Here is a 16,590-nt window from a genome sequence, read left to right on the forward strand (position 1 = left end):
CAAAATCATATTATTTAGAATACAAAAAGTGTGCCTAGATGTCGAATTTTTTATTGTCTATTTTTAGGGGGCTTGACTACAGGCACCTAATACCTACTTCACTTGTCCTTCTTTCTCAATATGGCGCTTTTTCAATTCGGTTTTAATGTCGCCTATAGATACGTCCATTAATTCCATTAATACGAGTGTATGGTAGGTAAGGTCAGCGATTTCACTTGTGACTTCCTGTTTGTCATTATTTTTCGCACCGATGAGAACTTCGCTTGTTTCTTCACCAATCTTTTTGAGAATTTTATCCAACCCTTTTTCGAATAGATAGGCGGTATAAGATCCTTCAACAGGATTCTCACGGCGTTGTTTAATTTTGGATACGACATCAGATACGATTTGATATGATGGGGTATCTGTGGTGTAGAAATCGTTATTAAAACATGTTTCCTCCCCGGTATGGCAGGCGGGTCCGAGTGGTTTGACCTGGACTAATAATGCATCTGCATCACAGTCAAAGGTAATCTTCTTCACTTTTTGCTTATTTCCAGAGGTTTCCCCTTTATTCCATAACTCAAGTCTGCTGCGGCTGAAAAACCATGTTTCATTTGTTTCGATTGTTTTCAGTAAGGACTGTTCGTTCATATATGCTAATGTCAATACTTTCCCATTTTCTGCATCCTGCACGATTGCGGGGATAAGTCCACTTGTATCGAATTTCAGCTTGTCAATATTTATTTCCATTCGTTTTCACTCCTAACCGTTATTGCATCCGATTCTAAGTAATCTTTAAGTTCCGGTATGCTAATTTCCTCGTAATGAAACACGGATGCAGCTAAGGCAGCATCTGCGGCACCTTCTTTTAAAACATCCGCAAAATGCTGGATTGTTCCCGCACCACCGCTGGCAACGATTGGAATGTTAACCACATCGGCTATAGCCTTCGTTAATGCAATGTTATAGCCATCTTTCTCCCCATCTGCATCGATTGCGTTAATAACGATTTCTCCCGCGCCGAGCTGTTCGCCACGTTTTGCCCATTCGATTGCATCGATTCCAGTATTTTTCCGTCCGCCATTAATATAGACCTGCCAGCTATTTTCTGCAACTTCTTTAGCATCAATGGAGAGGACGATACATTGGCTACCGAATTTCAATGCTGCTTTCTTAATAATTTCGGGATTAGATACTGCAGCACTATTAATGGATACTTTATCTGCACCAGAGCGTAGCACTTTATGAATATCTTCTACTGTCCGAATGCCACCGCCAACGGTAAAGGGAATGGCGATTTCCCTTGCAACATTTTCCACTACATCGAGGAAAATATCGCGGTCCTCATTTGAGGCTGTAATATCATAGAATACAAGCTCGTCTGCGCCAGCTTCATTGTACCGCTTCGCTAATTCAACAGGATCTGCGACGTCTTGGATATTTTGAAACTTTCTTCCTTTTACCACACGACCTTTATCAACATCTAAGCATGGAATAATTCGTTTAGCGAGCATGGGTATCACCCTCCAAGAGTTCTGCAAATTCAATAGTTCCGTCATATAATGCTTTACCGATAATTGCGCCATAAAGATTGAGGGAAGTTAATTTCGCTATATCCTCCTTTGAGGAAACTCCGCCAGAAGCAATGACGTTCATCGACGTTGCTTCATTGATCGTTTGCAATTCATCGAAATTAGGACCTTGAAGCATACCGTCCTTTAAAATATCCGTATAAACAATCGTTTCTACGCCAATCTCTTCCAATACCTTGACAAGGTCAATTGCCTTTACCGTACTTGTTTCCGTCCAGCCATCGGTCGCAACGTAGCCATTTCTAGCATCGATAGAGACAGCAATTTTAGCTCCGTACTGTGCAACCGCTTCTCTTAAAAATTCTTCGTCATTAATCGCAGCAGTACCAATAATCACACGTTCGACACCAGACGCAATATATGCTTCGATTACGGATAGCGAACGAATTCCTCCACCAACTTGAACGGGGATACTCGTATTTGCTGCAATTTCCTTGATTAATGATTGGTTAATCGACTCACCGGACTTTGCTCCATCAAGGTCAACGATATGAACATATTCCGCCCCTTTATTTTCCCACTCTCTAGCCATATTAATTGGTGTGTCACTATAAACCTTTTCTTGATTATAATCTCCTTGAATGAGGCGAACGCATTTTCCATCCCTTATATCGATTGCTGGAAATAAAATCATCAGATCAGCTCCCCGTAATTTTTTAATAGTTGGATACCAGTCGTTCCGCTTTTTTCTGGATGAAATTGCATTCCGACAATATTCCTTTTTTTGACGATTGCAGGAATTGTCCCACCGTACTGTGCGCTTGCAACAAGTGTGTCCGCTTCGAAATTGCCGCCTACCGCATAGGAGTGAACGAAGTATACATATGGATTATCTGCAATAGTTTTCAGTAAAGGACTTTCCTGATGCGCTGTTAGTGTGTTCCAGCCCATATGGGGAACTTTTACTGTATCGGTTATTCGATTGACACTACCCTTAAGAAAACCAAGCCCTTCCCAGCTTCCATCTTCGAACCCTTGTTCATAGAATAATTGCATGCCTAGGCAAATTCCGAGAATCGGCTTCCCATCATTGACTTCCTGTTTTAATACGGTCACTAAATTGAGTTCGCTTAAAGCATCCATCGCATCCTTAAATGCGCCAACCCCCGGAAGAATAATCGATCTTGCATCACGAATGACCTGTGGATCTGTTGTTAATTCTGATTCTAAATGAAACTTGTCTAACGCGAATTGCAGGCTTTTAATGTTACCAGCGCCATAATCGATGATTGCAATCATTTTCCATTCCCCTGTTCTTATTCAAAGTTTAACTTTCCATTGCACATTTGAAATTAAAGTGAGCCCTTTGTCGATGGGACGCCCTCAATTCTTGGATTAATCATACTTGCTTGGTCAAGTGCCCTACCAAATCCTTTGAAAATTGACTCAATGATGTGATGTGTGTTTCTCCCGTATTCTATATTGATATGGAGGTTTACCTTCGCGTTACTCACAAAAGCCTGAAAGAATTCCTCAACAAGTTCGGTATCGAAGTTGCCTACCTTATCTTTTAATCCGTCAACATTGAAAACGAGATAGGACCGTCCACTAATATCAAGCGTGACTGTTGATAGTGCTTCATCCATTGGGGTCGTGATATTTGCGTAACGAGTAATTCCTTCCTTATTTTCTAAGGCCTCATTAAATGCTTGCCCGAGTGCGATGCCAATATCCTCAACCGAGTGATGCTGATCGACTTCTAAATCTCCGTCACATTGAACATCAAGATCGAATAAACCATGCTTCGTCATCAAGGTTAACATATGGTCGAAGAAGCCAACACCAGTATTGATTGATGAAGTACCTTTTCCATCTATAGCAAAATTTAATTGGATTGCTGTTTCTTTCGTTGTTCGGTTAATGGTTGCATTACGCATTTGGCTCATCCCTTCTAATTGCGATTGAATTCGCATGTGCTGTTAAACCTTCCACATTTGCCATTGTTATAATTGCGTCGCTAGCGCTTTGTAATGCTTCCTTTGAATAGCGGATAATGCTGGATTTCTTCACAAAATCATATACACCAAGTGGGGAAGCGAATCTTGCAGTTCCGTTCGTCGGTAATGTATGGTTAGGTCCGGCAAAATAATCACCAAGTGGCTCAGGGGAATAATTTCCTAGAAAAATTGCTCCAGCATGTTTAATTGCATTTAAGCTTGCCGTTGGGTCGTCGATCATTAATTGTAAATGCTCAGGCGCAATCTCATTCACAATGTCGATAGCAGATGGCAATGAATCGGCAATAATTATTTTGCTGTTTTGTGCAATTGATTGTTCAATAATTGCCTTTCTTTCGAGTGCTGCAGTCTGTTTTTCTACTTCCGCTTTTATTTGCTCTGCAATTTCCTTGCTTGTTGTCACACAGATTGCACTTGCTGATTCATCATGCTCTGCTTGTGAAAGCAGGTCTGCTGCAACGTAGCGAGGGGCTGCTGTTTCATCTGCCACAACACAGATCTCACTTGGTCCAGCAATCATATCAATCGCTACTTCGCCAAATACCCATTTTTTCGCACGAGCAACAAAGGAATTTCCTGGTCCAACGATTTTATCAACCTTCCCGATTGTTTCCGTTCCATAGGCGAGGGCAGCAATTGCTTGTGCACCACCGACCTTGTAAATGGTGTCGACACCAAGCATTTCAGCAGCGACAAGCACATATGGATTTACTTTTCCATCTGCTTGTGGTGGAGTAGTAATAACGATCTTCTCCACTCCAGCTATTTGTGCTGGAATGACATTCATCAAAACCGTTGATGGATAGGCAGCTTTTCCCCCAGGAATATACACGCCAGCATTATCGATGGGGGTGAGCTTTTGTCCCAGAAGAATTCCAGGCTGTTTATTGATAAACCAAGACTTTTCCTTTTGTGCTGAGTGAAAATCTGTAATATTTTGTCTTGCTTGTTGCAATGCAGGTAAAAACGCCGCATCGACAATATCTCGTGCTTCTGCAAATTCCTCCGCTGTAACTAGGAAGCTTTCCAGCTTTATCCCATCAAATTGTTTCGTATAGCGCTGTAATGCTTGGTCTCCATCTGATCGAACCTGATTAATGATTTCTAAAACTGCTTGATCGAGTGCCACTTCATTTTGAATGACTGTGGAGCGATCTTTATTTGTTTCCCAGAACTGTTCTGCTGTTACAATCTTCATTTCTAATCACTCCAATGCCGATTTTAATTGCTTAATAAATTGATTCACTTCTGCTGCTTTTGTTGCAAAACTCGCTTTATTGACGATTAACCTCGTACTAATTGTTTCGATATCTTCCAGAATCGATAATCCATTTTCCTTCAATGTATCCCCTGTTTCGACGATATCGACAATATAATCGGCTAAGCCAATAAGTGGCGCTAATTCAACGGAACCATTTAATTTGACGATTTCAATTGGTTGTCCCTTTTGCTTGAAATGCTTCTTTGCAACGTTCGGGTACTTGGTTGCTATTGTCAGCTTCTGGTTATCTGCTGGATAATGATTGGCTTTTCCGGCTACAGAAAATTTACACTTACCAATCTTTAAATCTAGTAATTCGTAAACATCTGCAAGTGATTCAAGAATATTATCCTTACCGACAATGCCGATATCTGCTGCACCTTTCTCAACATAGGTTGGAACATCTACAGCTTTCACGAAAATTAGTTTGATTGATTGATCCGAATTATGAAAGACAAGTTTCCGACTCTCTTCCGTCAGCTCAGGGAAATGCTCACCAGTTTTTTCTAGTAGTGTAATGGTCTTCTTAGCTGGTCTTCCTTTTGCTAATGCTAATGTGATTTGTTCCAATTATTTCGCCTCCTTAACAGCTAGGCACTGGCTGACAAGCTCATTGACACTGGCAAAGGTGATTGTCTTATTCTCTATTATTAACTGTTGCTCATCGTTTGTATAATTTACGATATAGGTAGAAGGGGGACGATTTGTATCCTTTTCATCAAATAAATAGGTTAACACCTGTAGTCCTTCATTCCGTAATTGATATGCTGATTCTAATGCCACTTTTTGCTTTGCTTTATCATAATTAATAATCAGGTCGATCCCACTTTCAACAATTGCCTTTCCTTGTTGGTTTAGCGCATGCACGAGATAGTCGACCTCAAATGCAAAACCGATAGCGGGTGTCGCTTTACCAAATTGCTTTCCAAGATGGTCATATCGTCCACCCATTAATACTGGCTTGCCGACATTATCAAGAAATCCTTGAAAGATGATGCCAGAATAATAATCCATATTGTTTATTAATCCAAGATTCAATACAATGGAGTCAGCAACACCATAATCCACAAGCACATCATAAACATCAATGATATTTTGCAACACCTGCTGCATCGAAGCGTTAAGGATAATTTGTTTCGCTTGAGTAATGACGTCCCCTGGATTGCCATACATCATTGGAATTAATTGAATGGCATTTCGCAGATCATCTGCAAGCCTAAGTTCATTTAGAAATGGCTCGATCTCTACTAAGTTTTTGGAATGGATGTAGGTTTTTAATGTCTCAAGCTGGCTTTGATTTAAGTCAGCTTGTTGAACTAATTCCTTGAAAAAACCTGCATGACCAAGCTCGATTTTAAAATTCGTAAAGCCCAGGTCCCTTAACGTATGGATTGCTAGGACAATTACTTCCGCGTCAGCCTCTAGACTGTTATCACCGAAGAGCTCAACCCCAGCCTGTGTGCTTTCCTTTTGATCAATTTGTTCGATTGACTGGCGGAAAACATCTAGTACATAGAAGAGTCGCTGATTCGTTGTTGCCGTATTCATTCTTGCGAGTGGAATCGTGACGTCGGGCCTGAGCACCAATACTTTTCCAGAGGTGTCGATTACCTTGATCATTTCATCCTTATTTACGGTTCCAGTAATACTTCCATACATGTCATATTGTTCAAAGGTAGATGTCCGTACTTGTTTATAGCCGTAAGTAGTAAAGCGATTTTTAAAAGTGGTGATGAGCTGCTCTCTCATTTGGAAATCTTCAACATTTGAATTTTTATTCTGACTTAGAACATACTTTTGCATTGTGATTCTCCTTCAACTTTATCACTTTATTACTTTATCTAACTAAAGTTATATAGTATTATATTCAGTATAATTAAAAATGTCAATAACAAAAGCGGAAGCACCCGTTTGAGCTGTGTACGGAGGTGAGGGAAGTCTCGCTACAGCTTTAGCGCTGGAGCTGGACGTGGCTGTTCCGGTATTAGAGGTAATACAGTCAATTTTTTAATTACTTAACTCTGAACAAAGGAAGTGTTATTTATGTTTGATTACCATATCCACAGTGATTTCTCTGCTGATTGTGATACCAAGATGGAAACAACGATTGAGAAAGCAATTCAAATTGGACTCGAGGAAATCTGTTTCACGGAACATATTGATTATGATTATCCAGATAAGGATTGGATTTTTGAATTTGATTTAGCGGCATATGGTCAGAAAGTAAAAAGAATGCAGGATAGATATGCAGGGCGGATTCGAATTAAAAAAGGAGTGGAAATTGGACTTCAGCCACATTTGCTCAATCGATATGAAGCATTAATGAAACTAGAATCATTTGACTTTGTCATTTGTTCGATGCATGCGACAGAAGGGAAGGATCTTCATTCAGGTGAATTTTTCCAAGGAAAAACAGTTGAGGATGCATATCGAATCTATTATGAAGAATTACTAAGCTGTATTAAGAAATATAAGGAATTTAGCATTTTGGGGCATCTTGATTTGGTGAAACGTTATACAAAGGAAAAGAGCAGCAATAATTTTCACTCGATTATTCGGGAAATTTTCAATGAAATTATTCCAGCGGGGAAAGGTATTGAATTAAATACATCAGGCTATCGCTATGGACTTGATGGCGGGATGCCAAGTGCTGATATCTTGGCATTGTATAAGGAATGTGGTGGCGAGATTATCACACTCGGCTCGGACTCACATGTTGAATCAACGCTTGCTTACGAATTTAAACAATCACTTGCATTACTCAAGGAAATTGGCTTTCGTTACATTGCTACATTTGAACAGGGAGAACCGCAGTATCATTCAATCGAGAAGCTAGTATAATGTTCATGACTTAGGCATAGACACTCATTACTTTTAGTTGCGAGAGGAAATGCCTATTTTATTGCAGTATTTTTTCCATAAATTCACTGTTGCCTGATATAATTTTTTTTAGTGAAAGAGAGGTGAATTTCTTTGGAACTTACCATTACGGTAAAAATAAAATTGCACCCAACTAACGAACAAATCGAATTATTCAAAGAAACTATTTCCGCTTATCGTAAGGGATGTAATTTTGTTTCTGATATTGTTTTTTCTACAAAAAATTTGAAACAATCATCTTTGCATATGCTGACTTACGCGGCCAATATGGATTGCGTTCGCAAATGGCTCAGTCTGTTTTAAAAACGACTGGTTGTTTGGAACAGCTAAACTTTTAAACAAGCATTAAAAGTGGTTTTTGCATATTCCAATGACAAAGGAAATCGAAGAAACCGATTTGCGTTCTATCAAAGAAGTGGTTGGTGTTGATGTTGGCATAAACTTTTTAGCCACATCGTATGACTCTAAAGGAAAAACTATATTTTTCCATGGCCGCCAAATCAAACATAAGCGAGCGAAGTATAAACAAATGCGTAGAGAACTCCAACAAAGGCAAACGCCATCTGCTCGTCGTAAGCTAAAGAAAGTTGGAAATCGAGAAAACCGTTGGATGACCGATGTAAATCATCAAGTCAGTAAGGCACTCGTTAAGCAATATGGTTCTAATATGCTGTTTGTGATGGAAGACCTGACAGGAATTCGCCAATCAACGCTATGAGTCTGTTTCTTGGGCATTTTTTCAGTTGCGAAAAATGGTAGAATATAAAGCCATTTTGAGCAAATCCAAAGTAATTCTTGTGGATCCGCATTATACTTCGCAAACATGCCCGAAATGCAGTCACGTAGAAAAGGGGAATAGGAACAAAAAAACGCATCTATTCAGATGCAAAAGCTGCCATTACACATCGAATGATGACCGTATTGGTGGAATGAATTTGCAACGAAAAGGAATAAAGTACATCCTTGCAGAAACTATATAAGCATGTCTTGTATGGTTGGGCTGATGTCAACCTGCCTATGATGTAACATCACGTTTTGTAAGAAACGTTAAAAGGTAAGAGCTGTATTAGACAGCGTCCGCACTACTGGAAAGTTACAAGCTCGTTATTTAAGTAACGAGTAGTTGATGTTATAATTAAGTGATTAAAATATAATAATAGCTGGTGTAAAATTATGATTCAACTAAAAAGGGTATTATTAATTATTGCAGGTACAATTTCATTAGGTTTAGGCATATTAGGAATCTTTTTACCATTACTTCCAACAACACCACTCCTATTGCTAGCGGCAGCATGCTATGTACGTAGTTCTGAACGTTTATATAATTGGTTAATTACGAATAAATATTTCGGTCCATATATATTAAATTATCGTCAAGGAAAAGGAATCCCATTACAAGCGAAGGTCGTTGGTGTTTCTGTATTGTGGATTTCGATGTTATTTACGATTATCTTCGTCATTCCATTAATGGCAGTTAAAATATTATTATTCTTAATTGGTTCTTATTTCACATGGTTTATTTTGAAGCAGAAAACATTAAAGAAAAACGCTTAAATGAGGGGTATTTTTTGAAGCACAGAAATAAGATAAGTATTGCAATACTAATTGCCATTATAATTTGTGGATTGGTAGAGATTAGACAGGCAAGGTCTGTGTTATCCTTAACAGATCCAATTGTATTTATCCACGGCTATAAGGGGACGGAGAACTCCTTTGGTTATATGCTCGATCGTTTTGAGAAAGAATACCAATGGGGGAATAAAGGGCTTATTTATTATGTAAGCGCGAATGGGCAGCTGCATGATTATATTGTAAATGCAGAGAAATCTGGTCCAAACTTCATTCAGGTAGTACTAGAGAATAATCGTGCTAGCTTTACTCAAAGTACGGATTATCTTGCCACCGTTATGCATCATTTAAAGGAAAAGTATGGAATTGAAGCAGTTAATATCATTGCCCATTCCATGGGTGGAATTATTTCAATGAAATATATAATGGGATATGAGGGACCAGAGTATCCAAGCGTAGATAAGCTGGTTACAATTGGTAGTCCGTTTGATGGGATATACAGCCAGGAATATTTTCAAATAAATATTGATGAAGCCGCAACCGACTTACAGCCAAACTCACTTGCTTTAGAAATGCTTCATAATAGCGCCTTTCCTAAAGATGTGAATGTACTAAGTATTGGCAGTACAGGGGACGCCGTTGCGCTGTCGGAAAGCGTGGCGGCATTAAATAGAATTGTTCCCGCATCACAATTGCAAGAAAAAATGATTAGAGACGATGAGCTAGGCCATAGTGCATTACATGAAAGTGCAGAAGTAGATAAATTAATTCATTCATTTTTGTGGCAAGATAGGCAGCAATAACTTACAATATAGAAATGTTATAGGGCATGACATAGACCTAGGTCTTCAGTCGAATACGCAAAAGGAATATCTTATTAAAGGAATGATAGGTTTGGCTAATAATCATCATATTTATGATAAATTAATAAATATTACAGCTGCTGAGCATGTGTTGGTGAATGAGCAGTTGAAAGATCACACGTATACACACCTTGGAGGAATGGCTGATTTCTATGTGACACCAGAAAGCTATGAACAAGTACAGGAAATCGTGAAGCTAGCAAATGAAGAAAAGATTGCTTTCACATTATTAGGAAATGGCTCGAATCTAATCGTAAAAGACGGTGGCATTCGCGGGATTGTCATGAATTTGCAAAAATTAAACGAGGTCAAAATAGAAGATAATCATCTGATCGCGCAAAGTGGTGCGCGGATTATTAATGCTTCAAGGGAGGCACTTCGAGCAAATCTTTCTGGCTTAGAGTTTGCCTGTGGCATCCCTGGATCTGTCGGTGGCGCCTTATTTATGAATGCAGGTGCATATGGCGGGGAAATAAAAGATGTGCTCGTAAGTACGCTTGTGGTAAATCGTGAAGGTGATCTACTTACATTAACTGCAGAGGAGTTAGATTTAGCTTATCGTACGAGTAATATCCCAGATAAAGGATATATCGTTCTTGAAGCTAATTTTGCATTAAAGGAAGCACAATATGAAGCGATAAAAGAAGTAATGGACAATCTGACATATAAACGGGAATCAAAGCAACCACTGGAATATCCATCATGCGGAAGTGTCTTTAAACGCCCACCAGGTTATTTTGCTGGAAAGTTAATCCAGGATAGTGACCTTCAAGGAAAACAAATTGGCGGTGCACAAGTATCGCTTAAGCATGCAGGTTTTATTGTCAATAAGGATAATGCAACAGCAAAGGAATATATTAATTTAATACAATACGTGCAAGCAACCGTTAAGGAAAAATTTGGTGTTGAACTAGAGCGTGAAGTAAAAATTATCGGTGAAGATTTGTAGCAAGATACTTTCCGTGAAAACTGTAATCATCAAAAGGTGGTTACAGTTTTTTTCTAGGTTTATTTCGTATGGGTTGTCGCGCTTTTTATAAACTGCGGACTAATTTAGTGCTTAAGGCTCTCAGGCTAGTCGCTCCAGAAATACACTACGCTTTTCGCGGGGAGCTGGTGAGCCTACTCACGCTATCGCGCTTCGCAGTCTCACCTAGGCTCTTCTTCCCGCAGAAGTCTCCGTGTATTTCTTCCGCTGGGGTTATAAAAAATCACATTTAAAAGAGTGACTTACCACTGACAGTTGACGTTGATTGAAGTGAAAGAATAGAAACTCACGTGTGAACAGCAACTACTGTCTGGATCTGAAATTAAAATTTTCACTAGTTCGCATTTTATATCAACTATTCATCATCCACAACGTTAAAAACAATATTTTTGATAAATGCCCTCTACTATAAAAATGAATGGTTAAAAAGCGGGGCGAATTTGCTAGTGGAATTATTGAAAACGTTCTCGAAGTAAGTTAAGCTAATTAATAGTATGAACAGTAAATATGAAGGGAGAAATAGGGATTGAGTGCTTATATTATTGCGGGGATTGTTTCGTTAGCATTTGTAGCGATGGTTTTCTACCTTTCTATGAAACAAATATCGAAAGGGTATAGCTATAAACACTCCATTGATCCACTTCCAGATAATGAAAACGAAAACAGTACAGAAATGAGAGAGATAGAGTGAAATTCTCAACGATTGGAACAAGCTGGATAACGGAGGCATTTATTAACGCAACCACTCATTTTAAGGAAGTGGAACTTGCTTCTGTCTACTCCCGAACAGAGGAAATGGCGCGAAGTTTTGCAACAAAGCATGGTGCGAAAGAGTGGTTTACAAATATAGAAGAGATGCTGCAAACGGAAATTGATTTTGTTTATATTGCTTCACCAAATTCAATGCACTATGAACATATTCTCACATGTATTGACCACCATAAGCATGTTTTTTGTGAGAAACCTTTGGTATTAAATGAACAGCAATGGCAAGTAATTCATGAACGTGCAAAGCAAAGTGATATTTATGTTTTTGAAGGGTATCGGCATTTATTCTCACCCAATTATAAACTATTGAAAAAGTCACTTCTAGAGGTCGGACAGGTTCGTAGTGTGATGTTCCAATATATTCAATATTCATCAAAATACGATGCATTTAAAAATGGGAACATAGCAAATGTGTTCATGAAGGAGTTTGCAGGTGGAGCTCTTATGGATTTAGGGGTATATCCGTTAAGTATGGCAATTGATTTATTTGGTGAGCCGAATGATACGACCTATTTTCCCGTACTTCTTGAGAATGGTATTGATGGAAGTGGAACCCTTGTCTTAACCTATGATGCCTTTAATGTGACAATTCTCTGTTCAAAGATTGCTCAGGCAAATATGCCATCGGAAATCCAAGGAGAAGATGGAACGATTACAGTTGATCACATTGCTCCGATTCGACAACTAGCAGTCTATAATCGCAAGACAAAAGAGAATGTAAATGTTGCTGAAGAACAATTGGATTTAGATATGGTATATGAAGTTGAAGTGTTTCTCGAAATGATGAATGAAGGAAACATTGCAGATCATGAGCGATGGCTGGAAAGAAGCAGACAAGTTGCTAAAAGTCTAGAAATCGCTAGGAAAAAACAAGGAAGTTTACTGTTTCCTGGTGAATAAAAGAGATCGCACCGTTTAGTGCGATCTCTTTGTATATAACGGGTTTATTTTTGCTTCAATCTTTCCTCGCTGGTTTTCCAAATAGGGTGGGAGTGCCAATGTTTCACCTAAATGTTCAATATCTTCATCCACTGCAAAGCCTGGACCATCTGTCGCAAGTTCAAATAAAATACCATTTGCATCTCTAAAATAAACAGATTTGAAATAAAAACGTTCCACTAATCCTGAATTCGGAAGCTGGATTTCTTCGAGACGGTTTTTCCATTTAATTAGTTCATCATTATTGTCTACACGTAATGCCACGTGATGGACACTCCCTCTTCCTGGACGTTCCTGTGGGAGATCATCACGTACTTCTAAATGTATTTCTGCACCTGTTCCACCTTCACCAGTTGCGAACACGAGAATATCGGCTTGTCCTGAAACTGAATTTGGATAGCTGCCAATTTGATTAAATGTAAGGAGTTCAGTTAAGATTCGGATCGTTGCATCAGGCTTTCTAACCGTTAGTTTCGTTGGACCAAGGCCGATAATTCCTTTGTTAACTGGCACACTGCTATGCGCCCAAACTTTACCACCAGAGACACCTTGATTGGTTTCATCTGAAACTAATGTTATCCGTTGTCCTTCAGGGTCACGGAGGTTAAGGATATTACGCTCTCCTTGCTTCAAAATCCCATCATGGTCAACATTGAATTCTGTTAATCTATCTTGCCAGTATTCTAATGCAGCATCTGTTGGAACACGGAGGGACGTCCCAGAGATACTACCTGTTCCTGGGTATGTTTGTCCGGCATTTGGAATTTCAAAAAAGGTAAAATCGGTTCCAGGATTACCAGCTTCATCCGCATAGAACAGATGATACATTGACGTATCATCCTGATTGACTGTTTTCTTTACGAGTCGCATTCCGAGCACTTCTGTATAAAAATGTAAGTTCTGCTTAGCATTTGCTGTAATTGCAGATACGTGATGGATCCCCTTTATTTCCATTGTATTCCTCCTAAATTAGCGTTAATTTCTAATATTCTGACAGTAATATCATTCCACAGTTTTCATTTCTTCGGTAGCTGGTCGCACTCCTTCTTGGAGCTGGCGAATGCTGAGTCCAAAGGTCATTTGCAGATGTGGATAATCCTTAAATCCTGACCAATCTCCACCCCATTCGAAGCCTAAGTTTTTCGCAAGCTCAGCAACTTCAAACCAATCGGATTTCCCATTAACATTTCCATCATAGGTGGTGTCCCAAATATAATCGCCAGCATCGTTTATTAATGCATAGTCAATTGCAAGTCCGTAATTATGATATGTTTCCCCAGCCCTTGCATTCGTTACGATGTTCCCTTCTATCGATCTACCTTTTTCATATAGAGCATTCTGTTGTTCAAAAGAGCGGAACTCATCGGTAATGACAAGGTGAATGTTCAAAACTAAGGCTTGTTGGATCAAGGTATTTTTCTTTTCATCAACAAGTGGGTGTAATTCTCTTGGGATTGGCGCATCTTTGCCTAAATATAAATAATCGTCATCTCTGGAAAAATTATAAAAGAAGCCAATGACAACAAGAAAAAGGATGATGAGACCCCAGGTTATGATCAAGCTGTTGAATTTTTTCACGTACAAAAAATCCCTTTCATGTTTAGCTATACCTCTATTGTATCAGATTTCGAGCTACATAGCTTATCTGACTTTATGTCAATGAATTAGATTTTTTATATAATCCTCTTGCTATATGAAGCGTTTGCAATTAAACTGGATTAATAGTTTGTTTAGTAGACAAACTAATTAATTAATCCAAGGTAATCTTTTGGAGAAATTTGATTTGATTGATTAACATTTACTAGAAAGAATACTCATATTTCTGTCGAGCTAAAATACAATAGAAAGGGCAAAGTTAAAACAGCGTCTACTTTTAGCGGCCAAGGAAAAATGCTCACATTGCAATAATGCAACTAAGACTGTCACTTAAGGTCTGTGTAAACGAATATTCTAAGAAAATCTGCATTTTTTTATGATTATTGATGGTAGAATGTGGAGTAGTGAATCATATTCAGAAAATCAAATAAAGGGCACCATCTAAATATTACAGACGAAACACATAAGAAAATAATACATAACTAATAATGAAAAAGGAGATTTAACAAATGAAACGAAATGTAGTATTCATTACATTGACCTTGGTTCTTGCTATCCTATTATTAAGTGCTTGTTCATCGGCAAGTGAAGAGGGAAATCAAGATTCAGAGCAGAAAAAGGACGAATTAATCCTAGCAATTGGCGGGGAACCAGAGGATGGATTTGATCCAACAACAGGATGGGGACGCTACGGTTCACCACTGTTTCAAAGTACATTACTAAAATATGATAAAAATTTTAATATCAAAAATGATTTAGCAACAGATTATGATATAAGTAAAGACGGAAAAACATGGACAGTAAATCTTCGTGATGATGTAAAATTCTCAGACGGAGAAGCACTTACTGCAGATGATGTAGTGTTCACATTTGAAACGGCAAAATCGAGTGGATCGGTAATTGACCTAAGTAATTTAGAGAAGGTCGAAAGCGTAAATGATCATTCCGTACAATTTACATTGGTTGAACCTGCATCTACATTTATCTATTTACTTGTATCAACTGGAATTGTACCTGAGCATGCATATAATGATACATATAATGAAAATCCAATTGGCTCTGGGCCATTTACGCTCGTACAATGGGATAAAGGACAACAAATTATTGTTGAAGAAAATCCATATTATTATGGGGAAAGGCCATTCTTTAAGAAGCTGACCTTCTTATTCTTGGCTGAAGATGCTGCCTTTGCTGCTGCTAAAGCAGGAGAAGTGGATGTTGTATCTGTACCGCCAACCTTCGCAAAAGAAGCGGTTGCTGGAATGGAGCTAGTTAAATTAGATACCGTTGATAATCGTGGTGTTATGTTCCCATATGTCCCTGCAGGTGAAGTGACAGATACGGGTGCACCGATTGGTAATGACGTGACGGCAGATATAGCAATCCGTAAAGCGATAAACATTGGTGTTGATCGTCAGGCGTTTGTTGACGGAGTAATCGAAGGATTCGGCACACCAGCATACTCTGTTGCTGACAATATGCCATGGTGGAATTTGGATACAGTAATAGAAGACAATGATGTGGAACAGGCGAAGCAAATATTAGATGAAGCCGGATGGATAGAAAATGAAAATGGAATACGAGAGAAAGACGGATTAACTGCTGCATTCACCCTATTATATCCAGCAGGTGATCAAATCCGCCAGTCCTTATCTATTCTCTTTGCTGATATGATGAAACCGCTTGGGATTGATGTTAGTACTGAAGGGAAAAGTTGGAATGAATTGGAAAATCTAATGTACTCTAATCCAGTGATGATGGGTTGGGGAAGTCATGATCCAATCGAAATGTTTAATTTATATAGTAGTGGAACAAGAGGAGTTGGCTATTATAATGCCAATTATTATGCAAATGATGTAGTCGATGAATATATGAGCCAAGCATTACACGCGAAAACAGAAGAAGAGGCAAATAGCTACTGGCAAAAAGCGCAATGGGATGGGGAAACGGGCTTCTCGGAACAAGGTGATGCACCATGGGCATGGCTCGTAAATATCCAACATTTATATTTTGTAAATGAAGACTTAGAAATTGGCGAACAGAAGATCCAACCGCATGGACATGGCTGGCCGGTTACTGACTTTATTGAACAGTGGCATTGGAAAGAGTAATCGAATAAGATGAAGTCTTATATAATGGAGGAAACAATTTTCCTCCATTAAAATTGGAATTTAGCTGTGAGAAAGGGGAGAAA

At 38.8% G+C, this 16,590-nt stretch carries 17 protein-coding genes and 1 pseudogene; 8 read left to right on the forward strand and 10 right to left on the reverse strand.

The window, feature by feature from the left end:
• Positions 1 to 93: 93 nt before the first annotated feature.
• Genes hisIE through hisZ form a run of 8 tightly spaced genes read right to left on the reverse strand, consistent with a single transcriptional unit; the run spans position 94 to position 6,596 of the window.
• Entirely contained in the window at positions 94 to 732 is a 639-nt protein-coding gene (gene hisIE, locus CWR48_RS14395) for a bifunctional phosphoribosyl-AMP cyclohydrolase/phosphoribosyl-ATP diphosphatase HisIE (RefSeq protein ID WP_115773986.1), read from the reverse strand.
• Positions 723 to 1,496, reverse strand: a complete 774-nt coding sequence (hisF, locus tag CWR48_RS14400; protein WP_115773988.1) for an imidazole glycerol phosphate synthase subunit HisF — start codon at positions 1,494 to 1,496, stop codon at positions 723 to 725. The genes hisIE and hisF overlap by 10 nt, the downstream gene beginning before the upstream one ends.
• Complete coding sequence (gene hisA, locus CWR48_RS14405) at positions 1,486 to 2,208, reverse strand: 1-(5-phosphoribosyl)-5-[(5-phosphoribosylamino)methylideneamino]imidazole-4-carboxamide isomerase (RefSeq protein ID WP_115773990.1); 723 nt, start codon at positions 2,206 to 2,208, stop codon at positions 1,486 to 1,488. Before hisA ends, hisF begins: the two co-directional genes overlap by 11 nt.
• The gene (gene hisH, locus CWR48_RS14410) at positions 2,208 to 2,813 is read right to left on the reverse strand and encodes an imidazole glycerol phosphate synthase subunit HisH (protein ID WP_115773991.1); all 606 of its coding nucleotides are present in this window, start codon (positions 2,811 to 2,813) and stop codon (positions 2,208 to 2,210) included. The genes hisA and hisH overlap by 1 nt, the downstream gene beginning before the upstream one ends.
• A gap of 53 nt (positions 2,814 to 2,866) precedes the next feature.
• Positions 2,867 to 3,451 (reverse strand): imidazoleglycerol-phosphate dehydratase HisB, encoded by a 585-nt coding sequence (hisB, locus tag CWR48_RS14415; protein ID WP_115773993.1) that lies wholly within the window; start codon positions 3,449 to 3,451, stop codon positions 2,867 to 2,869.
• A complete protein-coding gene (gene hisD, locus CWR48_RS14420; protein WP_115773994.1) occupies positions 3,444 to 4,730 on the reverse strand; it encodes a histidinol dehydrogenase in 1,287 nt (428 codons plus the stop codon). The genes hisB and hisD overlap by 8 nt, the downstream gene beginning before the upstream one ends.
• Before the next feature lie 6 nt (positions 4,731 to 4,736).
• The gene (gene hisG, locus CWR48_RS14425; protein ID WP_115773996.1) at positions 4,737 to 5,363 is read right to left on the reverse strand and encodes an ATP phosphoribosyltransferase; all 627 of its coding nucleotides are present in this window, start codon (positions 5,361 to 5,363) and stop codon (positions 4,737 to 4,739) included.
• Complete coding sequence (hisZ, locus tag CWR48_RS14430; protein ID WP_115773998.1) at positions 5,364 to 6,596, reverse strand: ATP phosphoribosyltransferase regulatory subunit; 1,233 nt, start codon at positions 6,594 to 6,596, stop codon at positions 5,364 to 5,366. It abuts the gene before it with no gap.
• 240 nt (positions 6,597 to 6,836) lie between these two features.
• On the opposite strand from hisZ, the gene CWR48_RS14435 reads away from it, so the two are divergent.
• The 7 genes and pseudogenes from CWR48_RS14435 (at position 6,837) to CWR48_RS14465 (ending at position 12,761) form a co-directional block, all read left to right on the forward strand.
• The gene (locus tag CWR48_RS14435) at positions 6,837 to 7,634 is read left to right on the forward strand and encodes a histidinol-phosphatase HisJ family protein (RefSeq protein WP_115773999.1); all 798 of its coding nucleotides are present in this window, start codon (positions 6,837 to 6,839) and stop codon (positions 7,632 to 7,634) included.
• 132 nt (positions 7,635 to 7,766) lie between these two features.
• Positions 7,767 to 8,653 (forward strand): annotated as a pseudogene (locus CWR48_RS14440) (RNA-guided endonuclease InsQ/TnpB family protein).
• A 193-nt stretch (positions 8,654 to 8,846) separates the two neighbouring features.
• Positions 8,847 to 9,227, forward strand: a complete 381-nt coding sequence (locus CWR48_RS14445; protein WP_115774001.1) for a YbaN family protein — start codon at positions 8,847 to 8,849, stop codon at positions 9,225 to 9,227.
• A 14-nt stretch (positions 9,228 to 9,241) separates the two neighbouring features.
• Complete coding sequence (locus CWR48_RS14450; protein WP_245976817.1) at positions 9,242 to 10,045, forward strand: alpha/beta fold hydrolase; 804 nt, start codon at positions 9,242 to 9,244, stop codon at positions 10,043 to 10,045.
• A gap of 82 nt (positions 10,046 to 10,127) precedes the next feature.
• Entirely contained in the window at positions 10,128 to 11,054 is a 927-nt protein-coding gene (murB, locus tag CWR48_RS14455; RefSeq protein WP_425453901.1) for a UDP-N-acetylmuramate dehydrogenase, read from the forward strand.
• 565 nt (positions 11,055 to 11,619) lie between these two features.
• Positions 11,620 to 11,784 carry a YtzI protein gene (gene ytzI, locus CWR48_RS14460; protein WP_115774007.1) on the forward strand — a complete coding sequence of 55 codons (165 nt, stop codon included), beginning with the start codon at positions 11,620 to 11,622 and terminating at the stop codon, positions 11,782 to 11,784.
• On the forward strand, positions 11,781 to 12,761 hold the full coding sequence (locus tag CWR48_RS14465; protein WP_115774009.1) for a Gfo/Idh/MocA family protein: 981 nt from the start codon (positions 11,781 to 11,783) through the stop codon (positions 12,759 to 12,761). The genes ytzI and CWR48_RS14465 overlap by 4 nt, the downstream gene beginning before the upstream one ends.
• 15 nt (positions 12,762 to 12,776) lie before the next feature.
• Here CWR48_RS14465 and CWR48_RS14470 read toward each other — a convergent pair whose 3' ends face one another.
• Positions 12,777 to 13,754, reverse strand: coding sequence for a ring-cleaving dioxygenase (locus CWR48_RS14470; RefSeq protein ID WP_115774011.1), 978 nt, complete (start codon positions 13,752 to 13,754; stop codon positions 12,777 to 12,779).
• 48 nt (positions 13,755 to 13,802) lie between these two features.
• Positions 13,803 to 14,378: a M15 family metallopeptidase gene (locus CWR48_RS14475; RefSeq protein ID WP_115774013.1), complete on the reverse strand. Its 576-nt coding sequence runs from the start codon at positions 14,376 to 14,378 to the stop codon at positions 13,803 to 13,805.
• Between the two features lie 527 nt (positions 14,379 to 14,905).
• On the opposite strand from CWR48_RS14475, the gene CWR48_RS14480 reads away from it, so the two are divergent.
• Positions 14,906 to 16,507: an ABC transporter substrate-binding protein gene (locus CWR48_RS14480; RefSeq protein WP_115774015.1), complete on the forward strand. Its 1,602-nt coding sequence runs from the start codon at positions 14,906 to 14,908 to the stop codon at positions 16,505 to 16,507.
• Positions 16,508 to 16,590 lie beyond the last annotated feature (83 nt).

The organism is Oceanobacillus arenosus, assembly GCF_003369575.1.
In the GTDB taxonomy this organism is placed as follows: domain Bacteria; phylum Bacillota; class Bacilli; order Bacillales; family Amphibacillaceae; genus Oceanobacillus; species Oceanobacillus arenosus.

Bases quoted from the DNA above. Each gene is read 5' to 3' on its own strand.
- hisIE (WP_115773986.1), bottom strand. From the start codon at position 732: ATGGAAATAAATATTGACAAGCTGAAATTCGATACAAGTGGACTTATC.
- hisH (WP_115773991.1), bottom strand. From the start codon at position 2,813: ATGATTGCAATCATCGATTATGGCGCTGGTAACATTAAAAGCCTGCAA.
- hisD (WP_115773994.1), bottom strand. From the start codon at position 4,730: ATGAAGATTGTAACAGCAGAACAGTTCTGGGAAACAAATAAAGATCGC.
- hisF (WP_115773988.1), bottom strand. From the start codon at position 1,496: ATGCTCGCTAAACGAATTATTCCATGCTTAGATGTTGATAAAGGTCGT.
- hisB (WP_115773993.1), bottom strand. From the start codon at position 3,451: ATGCGTAATGCAACCATTAACCGAACAACGAAAGAAACAGCAATCCAA.
- CWR48_RS14445 (WP_115774001.1), top strand. From the start codon at position 8,847: ATGATTCAACTAAAAAGGGTATTATTAATTATTGCAGGTACAATTTCA.
- hisZ (WP_115773998.1), bottom strand. From the start codon at position 6,596: ATGCAAAAGTATGTTCTAAGTCAGAATAAAAATTCAAATGTTGAAGAT.
- hisA (WP_115773990.1), bottom strand. From the start codon at position 2,208: ATGATTTTATTTCCAGCAATCGATATAAGGGATGGAAAATGCGTTCGC.
- CWR48_RS14435 (WP_115773999.1), top strand. From the start codon at position 6,837: ATGTTTGATTACCATATCCACAGTGATTTCTCTGCTGATTGTGATACC.
- murB (WP_425453901.1), top strand. From the start codon at position 10,128: ATGATAGGTTTGGCTAATAATCATCATATTTATGATAAATTAATAAAT.
- CWR48_RS14480 (WP_115774015.1), top strand. From the start codon at position 14,906: ATGAAACGAAATGTAGTATTCATTACATTGACCTTGGTTCTTGCTATC.
- CWR48_RS14470 (WP_115774011.1), bottom strand. From the start codon at position 13,754: ATGGAAATAAAGGGGATCCATCACGTATCTGCAATTACAGCAAATGCT.